This is a genomic window from Pandoraea sp. XJJ-1 (assembly GCF_026802345.1).
In the GTDB taxonomy this organism is placed as follows: domain Bacteria; phylum Pseudomonadota; class Gammaproteobacteria; order Burkholderiales; family Burkholderiaceae; genus Pandoraea; species Pandoraea cepalis.
Window position 1 is genome coordinate 2,721,927 of the sequence record NZ_CP113827.1, and the last position, 21,267, is coordinate 2,743,193.

19 protein-coding genes are annotated in these 21,267 nt (G+C 64.1%); 3 read left to right on the plus strand and 16 right to left on the minus strand.

Going from position 1 to position 21,267, the window contains the following annotated elements; all coding sequences use genetic code 11:
- Positions 1–31: 31 nt before the first annotated feature.
- From OYT13_RS12410 to OYT13_RS12455, 10 genes are all read right to left on the minus strand, one after another.
- Positions 32–1,582: a gamma-glutamyltransferase family protein gene (locus OYT13_RS12410; RefSeq protein ID WP_442796491.1), complete on the minus strand. Its 1,551-nt coding sequence runs from the start codon at positions 1,580–1,582 to the stop codon at positions 32–34.
- A 368-nt stretch (positions 1,583–1,950) separates the two neighbouring features.
- On the minus strand, positions 1,951–2,487 hold the full coding sequence (locus OYT13_RS12415) for a DUF1097 domain-containing protein (protein WP_017232176.1): 537 nt from the start codon (positions 2,485–2,487) through the stop codon (positions 1,951–1,953).
- A gap of 31 nt (positions 2,488–2,518) precedes the next feature.
- Entirely contained in the window at positions 2,519–3,787 is a 1,269-nt protein-coding gene (locus OYT13_RS12420) for an amidohydrolase family protein (protein WP_268566313.1), read from the minus strand.
- A 256-nt stretch (positions 3,788–4,043) separates the two neighbouring features.
- A complete protein-coding gene (locus tag OYT13_RS12425; RefSeq protein WP_268567880.1) occupies positions 4,044–4,691 on the minus strand; it encodes a response regulator transcription factor in 648 nt (215 codons plus the stop codon).
- Positions 4,688–5,845, minus strand: coding sequence for a PAS domain-containing sensor histidine kinase (locus OYT13_RS12430; protein WP_268566314.1), 1,158 nt, complete (start codon positions 5,843–5,845; stop codon positions 4,688–4,690). The genes OYT13_RS12425 and OYT13_RS12430 overlap by 4 nt, the downstream gene beginning before the upstream one ends.
- Before the next feature lie 205 nt (positions 5,846–6,050).
- A complete protein-coding gene (locus OYT13_RS12435) occupies positions 6,051–7,676 on the minus strand; it encodes an AAA family ATPase (RefSeq protein WP_268566315.1) in 1,626 nt (541 codons plus the stop codon).
- 61 nt (positions 7,677–7,737) lie between these two features.
- Positions 7,738–8,469, minus strand: a complete 732-nt coding sequence (locus OYT13_RS12440; RefSeq protein ID WP_268566316.1) for an alpha/beta hydrolase — start codon at positions 8,467–8,469, stop codon at positions 7,738–7,740.
- Positions 8,470–8,564: 95 nt separating this feature from the next.
- A complete protein-coding gene (locus tag OYT13_RS12445) occupies positions 8,565–8,696 on the minus strand; it encodes a hypothetical protein (protein ID WP_268566317.1) in 132 nt (43 codons plus the stop codon).
- Between the two features lie 73 nt (positions 8,697–8,769).
- On the minus strand, positions 8,770–9,630 hold the full coding sequence (locus OYT13_RS12450; protein ID WP_268566318.1) for an IclR family transcriptional regulator: 861 nt from the start codon (positions 9,628–9,630) through the stop codon (positions 8,770–8,772).
- 33 nt (positions 9,631–9,663) lie between these two features.
- On the minus strand, positions 9,664–10,341 hold the full coding sequence (locus OYT13_RS12455) for a hypothetical protein (RefSeq protein ID WP_268566319.1): 678 nt from the start codon (positions 10,339–10,341) through the stop codon (positions 9,664–9,666).
- A gap of 212 nt (positions 10,342–10,553) precedes the next feature.
- On the opposite strand from OYT13_RS12455, the gene OYT13_RS12460 reads away from it, so the two are divergent.
- Positions 10,554–11,816: an MFS transporter gene (locus OYT13_RS12460; RefSeq protein ID WP_268566320.1), complete on the plus strand. Its 1,263-nt coding sequence runs from the start codon at positions 10,554–10,556 to the stop codon at positions 11,814–11,816.
- A gap of 70 nt (positions 11,817–11,886) precedes the next feature.
- Here the strand turns inward: OYT13_RS12460 and OYT13_RS12465 are convergent, their stop codons facing one another.
- The 5 genes from OYT13_RS12465 to OYT13_RS12485 form a co-directional block, all read right to left on the minus strand.
- Positions 11,887–13,740 (minus strand): feruloyl-CoA synthase, encoded by a 1,854-nt coding sequence (locus OYT13_RS12465; RefSeq protein ID WP_268566321.1) that lies wholly within the window; start codon positions 13,738–13,740, stop codon positions 11,887–11,889.
- Positions 13,725–14,906: an ABC transporter substrate-binding protein gene (locus OYT13_RS12470; RefSeq protein ID WP_261938530.1), complete on the minus strand. Its 1,182-nt coding sequence runs from the start codon at positions 14,904–14,906 to the stop codon at positions 13,725–13,727. Before OYT13_RS12470 ends, OYT13_RS12465 begins: the two co-directional genes overlap by 16 nt.
- A gap of 62 nt (positions 14,907–14,968) precedes the next feature.
- Positions 14,969–15,889 carry a 3-keto-5-aminohexanoate cleavage protein gene (locus OYT13_RS12475; RefSeq protein WP_261938529.1) on the minus strand — a complete coding sequence of 307 codons (921 nt, stop codon included), beginning with the start codon at positions 15,887–15,889 and terminating at the stop codon, positions 14,969–14,971.
- A 99-nt stretch (positions 15,890–15,988) separates the two neighbouring features.
- Entirely contained in the window at positions 15,989–16,927 is a 939-nt protein-coding gene (locus OYT13_RS12480) for a 3-hydroxyacyl-CoA dehydrogenase NAD-binding domain-containing protein (protein ID WP_039829858.1), read from the minus strand.
- A gap of 19 nt (positions 16,928–16,946) precedes the next feature.
- Positions 16,947–17,705 carry a crotonase/enoyl-CoA hydratase family protein gene (locus OYT13_RS12485; RefSeq protein WP_261938528.1) on the minus strand — a complete coding sequence of 253 codons (759 nt, stop codon included), beginning with the start codon at positions 17,703–17,705 and terminating at the stop codon, positions 16,947–16,949.
- Positions 17,706–17,925: 220 nt separating this feature from the next.
- Between OYT13_RS12485 and OYT13_RS12490 the strand changes: the two genes are divergently transcribed.
- Together OYT13_RS12490 and OYT13_RS12495 are read left to right on the plus strand one after the other, a co-directional pair.
- Positions 17,926–18,843: a helix-turn-helix transcriptional regulator gene (locus tag OYT13_RS12490; protein WP_286798622.1), complete on the plus strand. Its 918-nt coding sequence runs from the start codon at positions 17,926–17,928 to the stop codon at positions 18,841–18,843.
- 161 nt (positions 18,844–19,004) lie between these two features.
- Positions 19,005–19,790, plus strand: a complete 786-nt coding sequence (locus OYT13_RS12495; protein WP_017232190.1) for an FRG domain-containing protein — start codon at positions 19,005–19,007, stop codon at positions 19,788–19,790.
- A 28-nt stretch (positions 19,791–19,818) separates the two neighbouring features.
- Here the strand turns inward: OYT13_RS12495 and OYT13_RS12500 are convergent, their stop codons facing one another.
- A complete protein-coding gene (locus OYT13_RS12500) occupies positions 19,819–21,219 on the minus strand; it encodes a sensor domain-containing protein (protein ID WP_261938527.1) in 1,401 nt (466 codons plus the stop codon).
- Positions 21,220–21,267: the final 48 nt, after the last annotated feature.

Genomic DNA, 21,267 nt, shown 5'->3' on the forward strand with positions numbered 1-21,267 from the left:
CAGCACTTGTATCACGCGCGACAACCGAGCGTCAAAGCCCCAGGGCCCGACCATCGCTGCGAGGATCGTGGGCACCGCTCATCTGCCCGCGCGCACCGATGCGAATCGCACCGGGATGGCCCGCCAACTGACTCTGCGGCGGCAGCTCGCTCATCTCGTGCCCACGCGCGGCCAGCGCCGCGAACACTTCGGCACCGGCATCCTGTTCGAGCTTGAGGGCATCGCGGCTGTCGGAGAAGGTCTTGCCGAGCAGGAAGCGCGGCCGTCCCAGCGCGGTGAGCGGATCCATCTCGTAATCGATCAGGCGGGTGAGCACCGCGGCCAGCGTCTGCGGTTGCCCGTCGGCGCCCTGCGTACCGTAAAGCAGTTGCGGGCGTCCCTGCTTCAGATACATGCCTGGATTGAGCGTATGGAACGGGCGCTTGCCACCGTGCAGCACGTTCGGACTCCTTGCGTCGAGACTGAACGACGCGCCCCGGTTGTGCCACAGCACGCCCGTGTCGCCCAGCACCACACCGCTGCCCCAATCGAAGTAGACCGTCTGCAGCATGCTCACGCAGTTGCCCTGACTGTCCGCTGCACCGATGTACACCGTGTCGCCAGTCTTGAACACATGCGGCCACGGCATGGCGCGATCCATGCGAATGCTGCGGGCATGCGCGTCAAGGTGGGCGCTCGCCAGCAAGCGATCGACCGGCACATCGACGAAATCGGGGTCGGCTACATAGCGATTGCGGTCGATGAATGCGAGCTTCACCGCCTCGACCAGCACGTGGTAGTAGTCGGCGCTGCCCTCGGGCATCGACTTCAGATCGAAGCGATCGAGAATGCCCATGATCTCCAGCGTCGTCACGCCCTGCGTCGGCGGACGCAGCCCGAGCAGCTCGCCGTCACGATAGGCCACGCGCAGCGGCACTTCCTCGCGCGCCTGCGCCCGTGACAGGTCGCCGGCGCGCAGCGGCGAGCCGGCCTGCTTGAGGCCTGCCGCGATGCGGCCGGCCAGATCGCCTTCGTAGAACTCGCGCCCGCCATGGGTGGCAATGCGATCGAGACTGCGCGCCAGTGCCGGCTGATGAAAGCGCTCGCCCGCCTGCGGAATGCGGCCGTTCGGCATGAAGACCGAGGCGAAGCCTTCCCAACCCTGCAATTCGTCCGCGCGCAATGTTTGCCAGAAGTGTTGCGATGGGGTGACCGGGAAGCCGTTTGCCGCATATTCCGTGGCGCGTGAGAACAGCGACGACCACGCCTGTTGTCCCCCCCATTGCTGGCGACTGAGGTCGAATGCCTTGTCCCAGATCGCCACGGTCGCGGCCGTGGTCAGCGCCGCCCCCGGACCGCGCACGGGGATGGCGCCGCGGTAGGCCGGCACCTGTGCGGCGGCTTGTCCGATGCCCGAGAGCGTACGCACGTTGCCTTCGCGGTCGCTGATCACCATGAAGGCGTCGCCGCCCAGACCGGTGAAGTGAGGATACGTCACGCTCAGCACCGCGCCGATGGCGATCGCGGCTTCAATGGCGTTGCCGCCCGCGCGAAGCACTTCGAGTCCCGCCTCGCTGGCCAGCGCGTGCGGACTGGTGACCATGCCCCGCGTCGATTGCGCAAGGCGCGGGCCGGCGTCAGCTCGTGCGTCGCTGTGGGCGGCTTGGGCCGCGTCGGCCGCCGGCGCGGGCAGCACCGCGCTACCGGCCAATGCGGCTGTGCCTCGCAGGAAGTTTCGCCGCGTCGTGCTGCCAGCGGTGTCGCCAGTCGCGACCGGAGGTGTCGTGGTCAGCCCATCGGCCATGTCTTGTGCGAACGTCATGCCGCCCGTCTCCCCAAACAATGTCATTGGAAGACGAAGCGCGCCCGACACCGGCAGACGCTTCGCCCCGATCCCATCCGTGCGTCGAGCCGGAACCGGCTCGCACCGTGCCGCCGCCCCGGCTTGATGCGCGAAACGGCAGGCTTGCGTCAGACTTCCGCCTTCCAGCCCTTCCAGTGGCGTTGATGCGTCACTTCCGGGGCCGAGAAGCGCTCCTTCACCCAGGCGTAGACCGGGCCGAGGGCGTTCATGGCGACGGCCGCCCCGAGTGCCGCCAACGGGTCCTGCGCCACCGGGCCGAAGCCGCCGAACAGCGTGGCGAAGTACGTCGCGAACCCGAAGAACATGCCCGGAATGAAATTCAGTGCCGGGAACACGCGGGCCAGCGCCATCATCGAGCCGTTGCCCGCGAAAAGAATCACCATCTCCGCGGCGACAAGGGTGTTACCGCTGAACTGGGCGCCCGCTTGCTTGAACCCCAGCACGATGAGGCATGCGAAGCACGCGCCCACCGGCAGTGTCGCCCAGATCCGTTTGAGGTTCACCAACGTGGGTCCCCCCATGGCAAAGGTGGCGGCCCAACTGATAAAGATCGCCCAGGGCGGCAAATGCAGTGGCAGCATCGCGATCGGGATGGTGGTCACGGCCAGTAACGAGGCAACGACTTCCGCAGGCAGCTTCTTCATGAGTGTCTCCTTGAGTGTGATGAGAACTGCATTACGCGCAACAACAGGAATGCCGGTGAATCTCGCAGTGATGCTGCGTCACGACCGTGATCCGACCGCGTTTGATCACCCACAGGCGTGGCGGGATGTCGAGCAGCGCATCGGCCACCTTGAACGTGTCGAGAATGATGAGATCGGCTTGTTTGCCCACGGCGATGCCGTAGTCGTGCGAGAGTCCGATGGCGCGTGCGGCGTTATGCGTGCCCATGTCCAGAATCGCCTGCTGGTGCTCCGGCACGCCGAATTGCGCCACGTGCGCGAGCAGATTGCCGATCTGCAACATGTCGGCCTTGCCGAACGGCGTGAAGGCGTTGCGCACGTTGTTGGACGAATACGCCACGTTGACCCCTGCGGCATGCAACGCCTTGACGGGCGTGAGACCGCGCCGAGGGTTCTGCACGTCCTTGCGCCCGCCCAGATAAAGGTCGGTCGCGGGCAGCGTGACGATGCTGATGCCGGCAAGACGGATCTGCTCGATCACGGGGGCGAGTTCGTCGTTGTCGAGCGCACCCAGGCTGGTCACGTGCCCCAGCGAGACCCGGCCCTGGTAGTCGGTATCGATCGTGCGCTGCGCAATGTACGAGATGGCCGCGAAACGCTGATCGCTGGTGTCGTCGGCAAAGTCCGCATGCATGTCGATGGGCGCGTCGAAGCGCTGCGCCAGCTCGAACACGATGTCGATGTGGCGCTTGGTGTCTTCCCAGTTCAGCTCGTTGTAAGGGCATCCGCCGACCACATCCGCCCCCATGCGCAGCGCGTCGATCATCAGCTCGTAGGTGCCCGCCGACTTGAGAATGCCCTCCTGCGGGAACGCCACGATCTGCAGATCGAGCAAGCTCTGGTACTCGTCCTTGAGCGTGAGCAGCGTCTCGACGCCGATCAGCCCTTGAATCAGATCGACGTCCGGATGGGCACGAACGGCGACGGTGCCGTTCTTGATCGCCATGTCGAGGACCTGACGCGAGCGATCGAGTACGTCCTCGCGCTCCTGCCGGCTCTTGAGAATGCCGGTCACGCGGATGGCCTCGTCGAGCGTGCCGAAGCGTGCGGGCAGACGGCGATGTAGCAGTGCCTTGTCCAGGTGCAGGTGGGCCTCGATAAGTCCGGGAATCGCCGCGCGGCCTTGCGCGTCGATCTCCTCGGTCGCGCTGGCGTCGATGCCGGGCTCCATCGCAGCGATGCGTCCGTCTTTGATGGCGATGTCCACGAGCGGCGCATCGTCGCGCACGCACACGTGTTTGATCAGCAGGTCCACATGCATGGTGCGGTCTCCTTACGTCTCAGGGTTGAATGAAATGCTGGCAAGCGCCGGCCGGGTGGCAGTGAGTCGGTGCCCCGCCTTCGGGGCTTGAATCAAGATTAGGGGAGTGCCCGCGGGCGGGGCATCGGGATTTGCTGGTTTTCGTCTAAGAATTTCCCTAGACGCAGTGCAGCAAGCGAAACCGAGGGGGAATGCGTGTGGCCGATGGCCGCTTCGGGAATGCCGGGCGCGTTGGGGCCGTGGGTCGCCTGTGGGATCAGACGTCGGTGCCGGCGACGATCAAGCCATGTTCGATAGCGTAGAGCACGAGGCCCGCCGTCGACGGAATGTCCATCTTGGTGAGGATATTGGCCTTGTGCGTACTCACGGTCTTGGCCGAGAGCGACAGGCAGCGTGCGATCTCGTTGATGCCATGGCCCTCGACCAGCATCTGGAAGATCTGGAATTCGCGGGCCGTCAGCCCACTGTGCGGCAACGCCTCGGCCGGTTGCTGCAACTGGCGCACGAGCTTGTCCGCGACCAGGGGCGAGACGACCGTGCCGCCGCGTGCCACGCGTCGGATGGCGCTCATCAACTGTTCCGACTCGGCGTTCTTGGTGAGGTAGCCGGCGGCCCCGGCGCGGATGGCCTGCACCGCGTATTGCGATTCGCGGTACATGCTGAGCACGAGTATGGGGAGCGCCGGATACGTTGCCTTGATCTGCGCGATGAGGGCAATGCCGCTCTTGCCGGGCATCGACATATCGAGCAGCAGCACGTCCACGGCGATCAGGCGAAGCCGGTTGAGGACATCCGCGCCGTCCACGGCTTCCGACACCACGCACATGTCGGGTGCCATCGAGATGATCTTTTTCAGCCCATCGCGAATGATCGCGTGGTCGTCGGCAATCATGACACGCATCACCACTCCCTCTCGTTCGTCAGGTTCATTAGGTCCGTGAGGTTCGATGGAGTCGCCAGGCTCGTCGCGTTCATCGCGTTGGCGGCATCATCGTCGGTCAACCCTGCCGCAGGTGCGCGCGCAGGAATTCTCACCCGCACGCGCGTTCCGTGTCCCGGGGCGCTTTCGATCTCGAACGCGCCGCCCAGCATCAGCGCGCGTTCGCGCATGCCCATCAGACCGAGGCGCTGACCGTCCCCGGCCCGTGCAATGTCCATGCCCCGGCCATCGTCCGCGATGCTCACGTAACAATCGCCGTCGCGCAGCTCGAGCGCCACACGCACCTGCGACGGCTGCCCATGTCGGCTGGCATTCGTGAGCGACTCCTGCACGATACGGAAGATCGCCGTGCTGCATTCGCTGTCGAGACGCGTGGTCACCGCTTCCGGCATGTCCAGCTCGCACGGCAACCCATGCCGCTGCGCGAACGATTCTGTCAGCCACTCCAGCGCCGCGTGCAGGCCCAGTTCGTCGAGCACGGCGGGCCGAAGGTCGGCGGCGATGCGATGCACCGCGTCGATGGTCTCGTCGACCAGGTCCTTGAGCATCTGGATATGGGCGGACCGATCGGCCGGCGACGCGACGGGTTGCGTGTCCAGGTAGCTCAGGCCAAGCCGAAGGCCGCCCAGCCACTGCCCGAGTTCGTCGTGAAGTTCGCGCGAGAGTCGCGTGCGTTCCGCTTCTCGCACCGTTTGCAGATAGGCGGAGAGCTGACGCAGTTGCGCGCGCGAGTCGAGCAATGCCGTTTCGGAGCGCTTGCGGTCGGTGATGTCGCGAGAAATCCCAACGGTGCCCACGATACGGCCAGCCGCGTCGCGCACCGGCATCTTGACGGTGTCGAACCAGCGCGGCGCGCCGTCGGCCCCCGGCCGGCTCTCTTCGTAGCGCCGGCGCTCGCCGCTGGCCACGACCGCTTTGTCGGTGGCGAGGTAGACCTTCCCCCATTCCGAAGACCAGACCTTGTCGGGCGTGTTGCCGATGATCTCGGCTTCCGTGCGGCCGCAAGCCACCAGGAAAGCGTCGTTGACGAGGATGTAGCGCGACTCGGTGTCCTTGAGCCAGGCCTGGTCCGGAATGTTGTTCAGAATCGCCCGGTGCAGCTCTCCATGCGTCTCCACTTCGTCTCCTTGGCTGGCAACGGACTGCCGCAGCGGCGCGGCAACGTTACGCCCTTACGCGCTCGCGAACGGGGCGCTCGCCCCATCGACAGCACACCGTGACGTCGGTGCCGGCCCGCCCCCAATATAGCCAGACCGGCGCCTGGGCGCGCCTCTAGTTTTCCCGCATATCGCCATGCTGCGGGGCTGACGCACGCCCGACACCTCAGCCTTCATACCCCCGGAACAGCCCGCACAGCCGGAATACATCTTCCGTGAATGGCGTGCCCTTGACCTTGCAATAGCGGCTCGCCAGCTTCATCAGTTCCTTGATGTCGCGTCCGCTCGCGTTCGGGTAACGGCTCGCGAGCGACTCGATCAGGGTGTCGTCGAGCGGCGCACCGACCTGATCGGCCTGCATCCGCCAGAGCCGGCGCGCATGCGACGGCGATGGCGTCTCGTAATGGATCGTGGCGATACAGCGCGACAAAATGGCGTCGTCGACGTCGCCGCTCCGGTTGGTCGTCATGAACAACAGGCCATGGAAGTATTCCAGCGAACGCAGAAATTCCGCGACGATGGCGTTGTGCTCCAGATCGTTGTCGCGCCGGCGGATGTACACGTCCGCCTCATCGAGCAGCAGAATGGCATTCCAGCGCATGGCCCGACGCAGAATGCTCATGAGCGTGGCCCCGACCGACGCCGCCGTCGTCCCCAATTGCCCCGAATGCACTCGGTAGAGCGGCTTGCCGACGACTTCGGAATAGATCTCCGCCGTGAGCGTCTTGCCGAGTCCCGGGGCCCCCTGGCAAAGGATGGTCGCACCGCCCGATTTGCCCGGCACGAAGTCCGGCGTCATCACATCCATGTTCGATGTCAGGATGTCGATCAGGTCGTGATGATGCGCCGGCAGCACGAGCTTGTCCCGCAGCCCCGGCTGATACGCATACTCGGTCATGTTCTGCACGTGCACCCAGAGGTTGCGGTGCCAGTCCAGGTGGAACACGTGCACATAGCAATGCAGCGGAATGGTCTCGAACCCCTGCGCGACCTCGGCGTTGCGCCAGAAGTCCGCATCGCACGCCATCTCGAAATTGCGCTCCAGGCGCTCTTCGTCGTTCACGCACTTCGCTGCCGCGCCGTCCACCACGCGAATCAACTCGGTCGCGCCTTTTGCATCGACGGAGAACGCCGCGCGGCGCAGTACGAACTGCGCGCCGAAGGCACGCTGCACGCGCAGAAACCGCTGCGCATGCTGTTCGTATTCGCGCTTGAATTCGGCGCACTCCTTGTAGAAACCGAACTCGGCGAGCAGCTCGGGAATGGTGCGATTGGCGATGTCGTCGCGCGTGAACACGAGCGACGTGGTCATGCCCGAGCGGCGCAGGCGATGCTCCGTCAGATTGGAATTGGCCGACTGCATTGTGTTCGCCAGCATGTCCATGACGACATAAGGCGATCCTTGCTCCGGCTCCACATAGCGCAAGCGGCGCACGAGCCACGGCAGCAACGCACCGTCACGGTGACGTTGGTACAGCCAGCCATCGATGACGTCGCGCGCCAGATAGGCGACGAGGCCCGGCACCAGCTTGTCCAGACTTGGGATCACCCGCGCCTGCGGGGCGTTGAAGACGTTGTCGAGCGCGAGCATCTGGAACATCAGCGCCCGTTCGTTCTGCGTCTTGCACAGCACGTAGAGCGTATTGAGCGACTTGGCGTCGAACCAGTGGCTCGACACTCGCAGGTTGCCGCGACACACGCCGTAAGCCGTCAACTGTTTGCCCAGCGTTGAATCGGTGCCGATCAGTTGCAGCAGCGGATGAATCAGTGACTCGGGAATTTCGAAATCCATGAACGGCACTCCCCGTAAGGCGTATGGCCCGTGCGTACGTTGCCCCGTGGCAAGGCGCGTGTCAGGCGAGAAAGAAGTCGACGGCACGCGCCACGACGTCCGGCTCGATGATGTGCCTTCCGTCGAACTCGACGAATTGCACGTCGTAGCCCGCCGCCGCGAGCTTGCTGGCGTTTTGACGGCCGCTTGTCTCGATGGGCAGTTGTTCGTCGGCGCGTCCGTGCGCGATGAAGACGCGGGGCTGCCCTTCCTGAACGAAGATGGACATGAAGCCGCCCGAGAACGCGATCACATGGGTCGCAATGTCGCCGTTCGTCACCCCGATGGACAAGGCGTAACTCGCCCCGTCGGAAAAGCCCGCAAACGCCACACGCCCTGTGTCGATGCGATACCGGCTGGCGACCTCGCGCAGCGCCGATTGAAGACGCTCCAGATCGGGGCCGTTGCCGCCGATCACGATGTCCCACGTCGGAAAGGTCGAATGCGGTGCGAGTACGAGAAACTTGTGACGCTGCGCATGCGGCTCGATGAACGGCAACACTTTTTCCGGAAAGCCACCCGCGCCGTGAAACATGACAAACAGAGGAACGGCGGTGTCCGTGGGGAGATCGGGCGGCACGTAAAGCACAGTGTCGCGCTGTTCACTCAACCCAAGCGAGTGACGGCCGGGAAGCCATCGGGACGGCGAGGCCGCGCAGGGTGACGTTGGCGCAGGCGCCGATACGCAAACGTCGGGAGAGGCGGACGTCAGGACATCCGGTGACATCCGTCCGAACAACGAAGGGGCGAACATAGCGAGGAGATTGTCTCGTGATCGTTGATATTGTTGATATATTGTATATCAACAAAGATCTCCGTCGATACCCGGTATGCCTGTCGACAGCCACCTTATTCGGCCATATAAGCAGCCAATCCCGCCACGAGCGCGTCGAAGGTCACTTTGCAGCAGATCGTGATGTGGTTCGTGCGAACCAGTTCGATGGAAAAGCTGGTGAAGCCGAGTCGGGCCACGCGCGTCATGCGCAACACGGCCTGGACGCGATGACGCGCCGATTCCCGTGGTGGCTAACGTGGGCGACATCGCCCGTCGTCACTACGCTGCGCGAGCGCCGCCGAGCAGGCGTGAGATGCGTCGCGCGGCATCGGTGAGTGCCACCACCGTTTGAGAATTGGGACGCGCCGGCAAGTAGTGGATCGAGCCGACGATGGCGAGCGTGCCAAAAAGCGAGCCGTCATCCTGCACGATGGGCGCGGCTAGCGCGTTCACACCGAGGAACACTTCCTCCGGTGCATCGGCCCAGCCTCGCTCGCGCACCAAAGCCAGTTCATGCGAGAGTCGCATGGGATCGGTGATGGTATGCGGCGTGCACGCTTCAAGCGGGCCGGCGAGCACGGCATCGCGGCGCTCCGGCAAACCGAAAGCGAGCGCGATCTTGCCCTGCGCCACGCTGTGCAGCTTGAATTGCGTGCCGGGGTGGAGCAGGATTTCCAGCGGGCTGCGTCCTCGCATGACATCGAGCACGACCACCTCGGTTTCGGTAAACGAGCTGATGACGATGGTCTGACCCACTGCATCGCGCAACTCCTCCATAACCGGACGCGCAAGACCCACAACGTCAAACTGCTTGACCAGCTTTTGCCCCAGAAGGAACAGCCGCCAGCCGATGCGATATCGGCTCGTGCGCGGGTTCTGTACAACGTAGCCCTCCTGACGCAGCGCCGTCAGATGCCGGTGCACACGCGCCTTCGGCACGCTGAGCGCCTCCGCCAGATGGGTCACGCCGCACTCGGCATTGCGCTCGGCCAACAACTCAAGAATGCGCAGCGAAATGATCGACGTCGACGACGTGTTGAGTTGGTCTCCGCCCGGCTCACCGCGCTCACCTCGCTCGCCCACGTTTGACGCACCGACTGTGCGGATGTCGTCGTTGGCGGTGTCCTTTGATCGTTTCACTGAAAGTCCTTTGTCACTGTCGCTGTGCGTTGACTATTGCGCGTCGAGCGAGATGAAACGCTCGCCAAACACGTGATAGCGCTGCGGCTTGTTCTTGTTTGCATCCTCGGGATGCACGTAACGAATCGAGCTGCGATTGCGACAGGCCCGCGGCAGGATGAAGCAGCGGATGAATGTCGTATCGCAGGCGTCGGTCGTCGGCGCGAGTACCGGAGCATGCCCGAGTTCGAGCCAGGCCTGGCCCGGCCCGTGGGTGTGCGACGCGCCGAGCGTCTCGATCGTGATCTCGCCCTCCAACGTACAGCGCACCCCGGGTCCCTGATGCACGTGCGTATGCGCCACGCCGCCGGGGGGAAATTGTACCTTGTCGCAACGCATGAGCCAGCGTTGGCACGGGTCCAGATCGATGGGTGCCGCAAGCTTGAGCGTCGACGAAGCCCCAGGCGCCGAAACTATTTCGCCTGGTCGCGGTGCATCGCCCGTCATCAGCTCCCAACGCCACAAGGTCGCCCCTTCGCAGCCCGCGATCAGCGCTACGTCGTCCTCGCCTAGCCAAGCGCTCTGCGCCGGATGATGCTGCGCGCCCGTCTCGAACTCAATGGCCACGTCGCCATGCACAACATAGATTGCCCGACGCGCGGCTGGCAGATAGACAGGCGCATGGTTCGGCGCGATGACATCTTCGTACAAACGCAATTGAAACGGTTTCACTTCTCGATCTCCTGTGACCTATCGATGCCCCGACCGTCGAGACAACGCTGACTCAAAGTATCGATCAACGATACGACAAGATCTATTTATCGTTTACCACGAGACATTCTTTCGAATTGCCCTGTTATTATTTGAACGAAATCATTCCCGCACGTATCGACTATCGATACATGTGGCGTAATACGAAAATCAACGCCATGAAGGAGACAAAAATGGACACAGGCACGACCGCGCTGAAAGCGGTGGGCACGGCACGGCGGCCGTGGTATCGCGGCGCAAGCCCTGCGCAATGGCGGGCATTTGGTTCCGCTTACATCGGCTGGATGCTCGACATCATGGATTTGATGCTATTCGCGATGGTGATTCGCTACATCAGCGCGGATTTGCATTTCGACAAGGGCGTGGCGGGTATGATTGCCTCGCTCACGCTACTGGCGACCGCCTTCGGTGGCCTGTTCTTCGGCTTCCTCGCCGATCGTATCGGCCGCACCCGGTCGATGATTCTTTCGATCCTCTGCTACTCGATCGGCACTGCGCTGTGCGGTTTCGCCGATTCGGTCACGCAACTTCTAGTGTTCCGTTTCCTGCTTGGCTTGGGCATCGGCGGCGAGTGGTCGGCAGGCGCTGCCCTCATTACCGAGACATGGCCCGCCGAGCATCGCTCAAAGGTGATGGCGTGGGTGCAAAGTGCCTTTGCGCTCGGCTATGCGGTCGCGGCCATCGTCGCGGCTGTCATCCTGCCGCACTTCGGCTGGCGCTGGGTATTCGCCTTCGGCCTTCTGCCGACGGTGCTGGCATTCTGGGTCCGCCGCCACGTCGAAGAACCGGCGATATGGCGCGAGCAGCGCGTGCGCCTCACGCTGGGTCAGACGCTGGCTATGTTGTTCGGTCCCTATGCGCGCAGCACGATTGTCGGGCTCGCCTTCACGGCTGCTGCGATGTGCGGCTATTGGGGGTTGTTCACATGGATTCCAGCCTACCTCGCTACGCCGATCGCTCAAGGCGGGCCGGGCTTCGATCTGCTGCGCTCAACGACATGGATCGTCATCATGCAACTCGGCGCAGCCGCCGGCTTCGTGTGCTTCGGCTATATCGCCGACCGCATTGGTTGCCGTAGGTCGTTCCTGCTCTTTTTTGTCGTGTCGGCGGTCGCGGTACCGCTTTACGTGGCGATCCGTGAACCCATGCTGTTGCTTGCGTTCGGTCCTGTCGTGGCGTTCTTCGGCACGGGCTTCTACAGCGGGTTTGCACCAACGTTCGCCGAGATGTTCCCGACGCAGATCCGAGCAACCGCACAAGGCTTCATCTACAACACCGGGCGCGCGACCAGCGCCCTCGCCCCGGCCGCTGTCGGTCTGCTCTCGCGCGGCGAGAACGTAAGCGCCGCGCTTGGCGCAACCGCCGGGTTTTTCTTGCTCGCGGCCGTCATCGTCTATTTCTTCCTGCCGGAACGTCGCGGCGAAGCGCTCGCCTGATACGCGCCACCTAAGCGACTGTGCGCCCAATGATCCTGTTCGGTCACCGGCGCGCGCGAGCGCCGCTCGCTCACGCCACCGGCAACCGAATGACCGACGGGCAGGCCGAGTAAAGGCGAGCCACGTCGTCGGCGCGCAAGGTCAGCACGGCGCGCTGATTGACGTAGCCCTTGTCGGTGATCTCGCCTTGCTCGAGCGACGGCGGCGCCGCCAGGATCACGGCGCGGGCGGCACGCTGCGAACTGCCCGCGTCCTGTGCCAGTTGTGCGAGCGCACCTGCCACCCACGCCCGGACATCGTCGTGCAGCGCCATTGCCTTGCCCTCGTGCAGCGCGTCGTCCGATGACAGCTTGGCGCGCATTGCGGGGCTCGGGAAGATCAGCAATCCGATCTCATCACGGTCGTGCCCCGCGATCACCACATCCGACGCGTACGGTGCCAGCGCACTCACGGCACGCAAACGCAACGCACCGACCGACACCCATGTCCCGCTCGTCAGCTTGAAATCTTCCGAGACGCGACCGTCGAATATCACGCCCGCCCCGGGATCGTCCGGATCGCACAGGCGGCCCGCGTCTCCGGTCCGGTAGAACCCCTCCTCATCGAACGCGGCGGCCGTTGCCTCCGGATCGCCCGCATAGCGTTCGAACACCGACGGCCCGCGCACGCGCATCTCCAGCTTGTCTCCACTGGGCACGAACTTGAGTTCATTGCCCGGCACCGGTACGCCAATATTGCCTGCGCCCGTAATCGGAAAATGCACACTGGTGATCAATGGCGACGTCTCCGTCGCCCCCCACGCCGACGTGAAGAATGGCAATGTGTCGCAATGCTTCGACGCCAGTCGTTCGAACCGCTGCCATACCGCCGGAGGCAGGCTCGCCGCCGCGTAAAACAGCGCTTGAAGACGACCGAAGAAGCGCGCGGCGAACGCGTCGTCCGCTTCCAGAAACGGCGCGAGCGCCTCGAATCCCTTGGGCACATTGAAGTGCAGCGTGGGCGACACATCGCGAAGATTCTCGACGGAGCGCCCGATCAACTCCGGCACGGGGCGGCCGTCATCGACATAGAACGCACCACCATTGCGCAGCACCATATGGAAGTTGTGATTCGCCCCGAACGTATGACTCCAAGGCAGCCAATCGACCACCACCGGTGCCGCCTCGTCGATGAAATGCCAGCATTGCGCGATCATCTGCTGATTCGCGGCGAGCATCCGATGCGTGTTGACGACGATCTTCGGCTTTCCCGTGGAGCCGGAGGTCAGCAGCAATTTGGCGGTGTCTTCCGGAAGCACCTTGGCAAACGCCGCCGCCACAGCGGGCGATGCCGCCGTGGCGGCGAGCGTCTCGAACGACAGCCAGTCTGCCCGCTGGCAGTCGGTCGCGACGATCGGGCATCGGATAGGCGCCCCCGCCAGCGCGCGCGCATAGGCGTCGCCATCTTCCACGTAGACGAGCGCCGGGTCGAGACGCGCCAGGATGCCATGCAGCTTGCCCATGTCCTTCGCCACGCGCGAATAGGCTGACGACACGATGGCCGTCTGACGCCCCACCATCATCGCGCCGAGTACCAGCAGTGCGTGGTTGACGCTATTGTCGGACAGGATCACAACCGGTCGATCTCGCGGCACGTCGAGGTCGAGCAACGCCTGCCCGACGCCGCGCGCCATGGTCAGTGCGTCGCGATACGTCACCTGACGCCAGCGATCGCCCGCCTCGGGCGCATGCCGCTGCGCGAGGAACACCGCATCGGGGGTGCGTGCGGCCCATTGCACGAGCCAGTCGGCCGGGCTGCGCGCGAATTCGCCCAGCGGCGTCCGTGAACGAATCACGAAGCTGCCGTCGGCATGCGTCTCACGCTCGATATCGGGCCGGGCCAATCGGCGCGCACCGGCCGCGGCGGCGCTCAATTGATCGTCCACTTGCCGCCTTTCACCGTAACGAGCACGCGACCATCTTCGCCATACGCCGAATGGTCCTGTGCATTGACGTTGATCATCCCGTGGGTTGCCGCCAAACCACGGGTCTGCTCAATGGCCGCGACCAAGGCGTCGCGAAACGCCTGCGTGCCCGGTTGCGCCTGCTTGGCCGCCACGGCCACCGCTCGGTCGAGCACCAGATAAGCATCGTAGGCATAGCCGGCAAACAGATTGCGCGAACCCGCCCCGTATTGCGCCTCGTAACGCTTGACGAAGTCCACGGCCACGGCACGCCCGGGGTGGTCCGCGCGCAGTTGCTCGGCCACGAGAATGTTGCCTACCGGCAGAATCACGCCCTCGGCAGACTTGCCCCCGACACGCAGAAAGTCGTTGTTGGCGACGCCGTGCGTCTGGTAGATACGCCCCTTGTAGCCGCGCTCGCGCAACGTGTTCATCGGCAAGGCCCCCGGCGTGCCGCTGGCCGCGACGAGCACGGCGTCGACGTTGGCCGACATCACCTTGAGGGCCTGTGCGGTCACCGACTGGTCGTTGCGAGCGTAGCGCTCGACCGGCGCGACCTGAATCTGCCGTGCAACCGCGCGTGCCTGAATGTCCTTGAGCCACGCCTCTCCGTAAGAATCGGAAAAGCCGATGAAGCCGAGCGTCTTCACGTGATGCGCTTTCATGTCGTCGAGCACCGCATCCGCCATGACGGCGACCGACTGCGGCAGCGAGAAGACGTAGCGCATCTGCGTCGCACTCGGCACGAACGGGCAGAGCCCCAACTGCGGTGTGCGCGTATCGGCCGCGACCGCCGCCACCGCCAGACATGCCGGCGTCGTCGATGAGCCGATGATGGCGTCGACCTTGTCCTCCGTCGCCATGCGGCGCGCGTTCTTGGTTGCCGTGGTCGGGTCGGTCGCGTCGTCGAGCACGATATAACGCGCGGGCACGCCTCCGAGCGTGGGCGGGAGCATGCCGATGGCCTGCTTCTCCGGAATGCCAAGCGATGCGCCAGGCCCCGTGGACGAAAGCGTCACACCGATAGTGACGCCGGGCGGTTGTGCGCCTGCGGGCGGCGCGACGCACAGCGCCGCCGCACAGAAGGCCATTGCGCCAAGCGCGGCGCGCGAGAATGCAAAACGGTGAGTGAACCTCTTTGCCGCCATGTGACATGTCTCCTTGTCTTTTTGTATTTGGGGCCATGCCCCATGCCGCGCCGGCGCCGGAATCAACGCACCGCGAACTCCGGCAGCACTTCGCGATTGCGAGGTAGGCCCATGATGTCGCGGGCTTCGGCCGGTGTCGCCGGCTCGTAACCCATCTCGCGCACGAGCCGCACCACGCGCTCGGTCAGTTGCTGGTTCGTTGCCGGCACCCCCTGTTCGTAATACAGGTTGTCTTCCAGACCGACGCGGACGTGCCCGCCCAGCAGCAGCGAGTTCATGGCCGACGGCAGTTGCGCGGGACCAATGCCGCTCACGCAGAAAATGCTTCCCTTGGGCAGCAGATCAACCATCGACTGCAACACGCGCGGCGTGTATGGCATGGCATTCTGAAATCCCCGGTGCACACCGAGCACCAGATTGACAAAGAACGGTTCGTCGTCGAAGCCCGCAGCAGTGAGGGTAGCGAGGTCCTGCACGATGTGCGTCGGGCTGAAAACCTCCCATTCGGGCTTGATGCCGCGCTTCTTCATCTCGATGGCGAGATGTTTCGAGCGCTCCGGCGACGTATGCATGAGCAGTTCCCGGCCACCGAAGCTCGCGATGATCGTGGTGGCGTCGAGCGTGCACATCTCGGCACCGGCATCCATGCCCTTCAACCGCTCTTCCCAGAGAATTTCCCAGTAGCCATTGTCGGCCTGGCCGATCATGTCGCCGTGCACACCGCCGCCCGTCGAGTTGTTGATCACGATGTCGCATTTGTCGCGAATGCGGCGGTTGATGTCGCGGTAGATGGCCGGGTTGCACGTGGCGCCATCATCGCCGGGACGGCGCGCATGGATCGCCACGACGCTCGCGCCCGCGTTGTAGCAGTCGTAGACGTCGCGCGCGATCTCGTCGGGCTGCGTGGGCAGGTGGGGGTTCTGCGATTTGTACGCCATGCCGCCCGTCGGCGCGATGGTCACGATGACTTTCGGTTTGCTCATGCCAATGTCCTTGCGTCCCGGAATGCGGGGCGTCGAATGGATAGATCGTTGAATTTGGGGCGCGGGCGGTGTGTCCGAGGATGCCCGCGCCCGCGTCGACTAAGCCTTGCCCGCGAGAATGCCGAGAATGACCGCATCGCGCTGTGCTTCGAGTTGCGCATTGCCGCGGCCGGCCAGTTCGGCGTCGACGCCAGCGGCGATGCGCGCCTTGAGGTCGTCCGTCAACACTGGCTCACCGAGATCCGCCCACCACGATTCGATCGGCGGGCCGAGATGCTCCAGCATGTGGGCGATACCGCCCGCACCGCCCGACAACTGCAGGTTAACGAACGGACCGAAGGCCGCCCAGCGCAAGCCCGGACCGTAGGCGATCGCGTCATCGATGTCGGCCACCGAAGCCACGCCGGTGTCGACCAGATGAATCGCCTCCCGCCAAAGCGCCGCCTGCAGCCGATTCGCGATGTGCCCCTTGACCTCCTTCTTCACATGGATCGCGCGTTTGCCGATGGCGCGGTAGAACTGCATGGCGGTCTCGATGGCGGCCTGCGACGTCCGCTCGCCGCCAATGACTTCGACCAGCGGAATCAGATGCGGCGGATTGAACGGATGCCCCAGCACCACGCGCTCAGGATGCGTGCAGACCGACTGCACACGGCTCATCAGTAGTCCAGAAGAACTCGATGCGATGACGACGGACGATGGCAAGGCAGCGTCCATCTTGCGAAAAAGATCTTGCTTGAGGTCCTCGCGCTCGGGACCGCTCTCCTGCACGAAGTCGGCGCCGGCGAGCGCGGCGTCGAGCGTGTCGTGGAACGTCAGCGCGTCGCGCGAGGCACCCGCCGTGAGGCCGATCCGGATCAGCGTGGGCCAATGCGCATCGATTGCCTCACGCAAGCGCTCGCGGGCGCCCGGCGCCGGATCCCAGGCACTCACGCGCAGACCGCGCGCCAGGAAGTAAGCCGCCCAACTGGCACCGATGACACCCGTGCCGATGACGGCGATCTGTTCGATGTTGTCGTATTTCACATTCGTCTCCATAGGGAGGGGGGTGGAACGACTAACGTGCCACCCGGCCCAAAAAGCGTTCCATGCGTTCGCGTGCGTCCGGCGTCGCGAGCATCAACGCGCTCGTGACCGACTCGGTAAACAACCCGTCGGCCATGGACATATCGTGAATGCGCGAGAGCGCGTGAATCGTCGCCCAGTTCGACAGTGGGCTATTGGCCGCCGTCTCGTGGGCCAGTTGCGTCGCGAGCGCCAGTCCCTCGCCCGCTTCCGTCAAATAATGGCCCAGGCCCAGGCGTTCACCGTCGACGGCATCGTAACGGCGGCCCGTGAGCATCATTTCCGTCATGCGGTCCGGCCCGAGAATGCGCGCCACACGTACCGACGCGCCGCCGCCCACGAAGAGGCCGCGCTTGCCTTCGGGCAACTGAAAGAATGCGCTTCGCTCGATGACGCGCACATGCGCGGCAAGCGCAAGTTCCAACCCCCCGCCGATCACGGCGCCGTGAAGCACCGCCACCACGGGGCGACCGCTGAATTGGATCTCGTGGAACACCTTGTGCCAGCGTTGCGAAACCCGCAGCACGTCGATGGGGTCCCGCGCACTGTTCTCCGACAGATCCAGCCCGGCGCAGAAGTGCTCTCCCGCGCCGTTCAGCACAACGGCGCGTACGCTGTCGTTGAAATCGCGAAATGCGGCGTCGAGCGAGTCGATGGCAGCATCGTTGAGCGCATTGCGCTTGTCTGCGCGATCCAGTGTCACGAAAGCGATGCCGTCGTCGACGCGCACGCGCAAGTGGGGATAAGTCATTGTCTGCAGTCGCTCCAAAAGATGAAAAGTATCTTATAAGATATTTTCCGCTTTGCGCGGATGGTGCAATGCAGTTCAGGGTTAACAGGGATAAATACGTTTTCAGGCAATTTAATGCACGTCATGCGGACATTCTGGCGACGAGTCCGGATAACGTAGGACACACGGCGGGTATCTCATAGTATATTTATGCGCAAGCCTTGCATTCCCTGTCTGCCCGATGCCGAAACCGCCCGCCGACCACCCCACCCTAGATCCGGCCGATGACGCCGAGGCAGGGGCATCGTCGCCTTTGGCGTCGTTGGCTCGGCAGGTACGCACGTTGCGCGCGCAGCGGGGCATGACGCGCAAGCAGCTCGCCATGCAATCGGGGGTGTCCCTCCCCTATCTCGCTCGCGTGGAAGCCGGCACCGGCAACGTCTCGCTGGCCGTCCTGCACAAGCTTGCCGATGCGCTGAACGTGCGCGTGGAGGCGCTCGTGGCCGAGCGCACCGCTTACGATGGCGATCTGCTCATCCTCGTCGAGTATCTCCGTCAGCAACCGCTGGAAACGCTCGCACGCCTGCGTCGGCAGATTGTCGTGCCGGGCGCGGCAGACGCGCGCCGCACGGGGCAGCGCATTGCCCTCATCGGCTTGCGCGGCGCGGGCAAGTCAACGCTTGGTCCGGCGTTGGCACAGGCCATCGGCGCGCCCTTCGTCGAGCTGGACAAGGAGGTCGAGCGCGAGGCGGGCATCGCCATCGGTGAAGTCATCACGCTTTACGGACAGGCCGCGATGCGGCGCATCGAACGGCAGTGCATCGAGCGGATCATTGCGGAGCACGACCATGTCGTGCTCGCCACCGGCGGCGGGATTGTCTCGGAAGCGCCCACCTACGAGCGCGTGCTCCGCGCATTTCGCACGGTGTGGCTGCGCGCCCGCCCAGAAATTCACTTCCAGCGCGTGATGCAGCAAAACGACGCGCGCATTGCCACCGAGGCGCTTCGCAACGAGGCGCTCGATCACATCCATCGCATGCTCGATGCGCGCGAGTCGCTCTACCGGCTAGCCGACGTTACGCTCGATACGTCGGACATCACGCCCGACGCCGCACTCTCGGCGCTCACGCGCGATCTGTCGCCTGCCCGCGCCGCGTGAGCGGTCCCCCAACGGGTGAAAGACGCATTCGCATGTCGCGCGCTTGAGGTGTCACAGACGCCGTACTATAGTGGCCGACGCCATGCATCGCTCGCGCTGTCGTGACGCGCTCGATCAGCGGCACGTCGGCGCCGCACGCCAACTCAAGGATTTCGCTCACTATGGACACCACCGTCGTCGAAAGCTGGAAGGATTTCATGGAACTGTCCTCCCGCTTCGAAGGCTGGGCCTTTCGCGGGCAGCAGGACGCACGCTGGCATCTGCAAAGCTCGCTCTCGCGGTACCTGCACGCCTATGTGGCGGACAAGGAACAGTGGCGCAGCCGTGAGGCACGCGCCATCCGCATCTTCCGGCGCAAGGCGCACAACCATGTGCCCTGGCCCGACTTGCTGCACGACGATCTTCGCTGCCTTGGGCTGATGCAGCACCATGGTGCCCCGACCCGTTTGCTCGACTTCACGAAATCGCCCTTTGTCGCCGCGTTCTTTGCACTGGAGCGCGCCACGAGCGATTCGGCCATTTTCGCGCTCAACACCCCCGCACTGTACGACGACCGTGCTCGCCCGCGTCATGCACCGTGGCTCACCCGCGATACGATCGATCCGCGCGTCAAGGGGAACATGGAGAAGTACTTCCTCGGCAATGACAACGAGGTGGTCTGGTTCGGCGAGCCGGAAGAAATGGACGGTCGACTGATCGCACAATCCGGCACATTCGTGGTACCCGGCGTGATCGACCGGCCGATGCACCGCATTCTCGACGGCTATGAGAGCGACGAACCGCTGCTGCGCAAGATCGTGCTGCCGTTGGCGCTACGCGCGGACGCAATGAAATGGCTTTATCGGATGAACGTCACGAACGCATCGCTGTTTCCGGATCTCGACGGCCTCGCCCGCTCGATTGCCATCGAAATCGAAATGATCTGGCCAACGCAGACGCTGGGATGAATGCCCCGGCGTGCGGGTCAGTCAGGCGTCAGATCAACTGCTGCAAGAAACTGGCCCCACCGGATTTGCGCGCGGACTTGTTGGCATACATACGCTGATCGGCCACGCGGATGAGTTCGCTCATCGATTCGCCGTCGTCGGGGAACACCGCCACCCCAACGCTTACGCGCACGCTCAAGCTGGCATCATTGACGGAGATGACCTGCTCGATCTCGGCGCGCAGACGCGTGACTGCGACGTCGATTCGCTCGACGACCTCCGCATCCTGGACAATGGCGACGAACTCGTCTCCCGAGTGACGCGCCACGAAGCCGCTTCCCGTAACCCCGGCCTTCATACGCTGACCAATCTCCTTGAGCAACAAGTCGCCGACCGCGTGCCCCAGGCTGTCGTTGACCCCCTTGAACCCGTCGATATCGGCGAACAGGAGCGCCAGCTTCCCGTTGGTGCGCTGTGCGCGGCGCACGGCCTCGCTCGCGAATTCGCCAAACGTGCGGCGGTTCGGCAGTCCGGTCAGCTCATCGAATCGCGCCGCTTTGTAGAGGTCGTCGATCAGTTGCTTTCGCTCGATGGCCAACGCGGTCTGGTCGCAGACGAACGCCAGCAGCCGCTGGGCAGCCTCCGCCCGCAGCGCGCTGGCCGGGCCGTAGAGCATGAGTGTGCCCACGGCACGGCGCGCCGTGTGCATCGGCAAAATCACCAACGCCTGTGCGCCGGGCCTGGCGAGCGCGTCTGGCGCGAACGGTTCGGTACATAGGTGGGGGATCGATTGCCCCGCGCCGTCGATAGGGGCCGCTTCGATCAGGTGCCACAGCGATTGTTGCGCTTGCGCAGCCTGCGCCGAGAGGCCCCGCGCCTGCGGCCAGTCGAGCAAGGGGATGTCGGCGCTGTCGCGATACTGATACGCCTTCTCCCACGTCATCAGTGCCGCGTCACAGGTCGCCACGACAATGGCTTCGATCGGAAACAGTGTGGCCAGCGTGTCGTGGACGGCCTTGCACAGGGAGCGAATATCGGCGGCGTCGTGGGCTGCTTCGGATATCGAGTACGTGGCGCGCTGCAGCGCTTCGGCCTGCTTCTTGGCCGACACGTCGCGCGCCACGCCAATGCGCAGTTCGTGGTCTTCGGACCAGCGGGCGGACCACATGATGTGGACGTAATGACCGTCCTTGTGTACATACCGATTTTCGAACCCGATCCGGGGAAGTCCCGCCATCACGAACTTCGATTCTTCAATCGTGCGCTCGCGATCTTCCTTCACGACGAAATCGATCATCGAGCGCCCCAGCAATTCTTCCGGGGTGTACCCGAGAATGCGCTCGCAGGCCGGACTCACATAGACGAGAGCGCCAGCCTTGTCGACAAGAAACACAGCGTCGAGCAGCAACGCCATACAGCTTGCCAAGACGTCTTTTGTTACAAATTCCATGTATCTCGAACGGACACGAAGGCTCCGCGCAGTATAAGGCAATCTCAA

Coding starts and splice junctions, on each gene's coding strand:
- OYT13_RS12440 (WP_268566316.1), bottom strand. CDS start 8,469: ATGTTCGCCCCTTCGTTGTTCGGACGGATGTCACCGGATGTCCTGACG.
- OYT13_RS12485 (WP_261938528.1), bottom strand. CDS start 17,705: ATGACTTATCCCCACTTGCGCGTGCGCGTCGACGACGGCATCGCTTTC.
- OYT13_RS12415 (WP_017232176.1), bottom strand. CDS start 2,487: ATGAAGAAGCTGCCTGCGGAAGTCGTTGCCTCGTTACTGGCCGTGACC.
- OYT13_RS12480 (WP_039829858.1), bottom strand. CDS start 16,927: ATGGAGACGAATGTGAAATACGACAACATCGAACAGATCGCCGTCATC.
- OYT13_RS12500 (WP_261938527.1), bottom strand. CDS start 21,219: ATGGAATTTGTAACAAAAGACGTCTTGGCAAGCTGTATGGCGTTGCTG.
- OYT13_RS12410 (WP_442796491.1), bottom strand. CDS start 1,582: ATGGTCACCAGTCCGCACGCGCTGGCCAGCGAGGCGGGACTCGAAGTG.
- OYT13_RS12470 (WP_261938530.1), bottom strand. CDS start 14,906: ATGGCGGCAAAGAGGTTCACTCACCGTTTTGCATTCTCGCGCGCCGCG.
- OYT13_RS12445 (WP_268566317.1), bottom strand. CDS start 8,696: ATGACGCGCGTGGCCCGACTCGGCTTCACCAGCTTTTCCATCGAACTG.
- OYT13_RS12495 (WP_017232190.1), top strand. CDS start 19,005: ATGGACACCACCGTCGTCGAAAGCTGGAAGGATTTCATGGAACTGTCC.
- OYT13_RS12460 (WP_268566320.1), top strand. CDS start 10,554: ATGGACACAGGCACGACCGCGCTGAAAGCGGTGGGCACGGCACGGCGG.
- OYT13_RS12435 (WP_268566315.1), bottom strand. CDS start 7,676: ATGGATTTCGAAATTCCCGAGTCACTGATTCATCCGCTGCTGCAACTG.
- OYT13_RS12420 (WP_268566313.1), bottom strand. CDS start 3,787: ATGCATGTGGACCTGCTGATCAAACACGTGTGCGTGCGCGACGATGCG.
- OYT13_RS12490 (WP_286798622.1), top strand. CDS start 17,926: ATGCCGAAACCGCCCGCCGACCACCCCACCCTAGATCCGGCCGATGAC.
- OYT13_RS12475 (WP_261938529.1), bottom strand. CDS start 15,889: ATGAGCAAACCGAAAGTCATCGTGACCATCGCGCCGACGGGCGGCATG.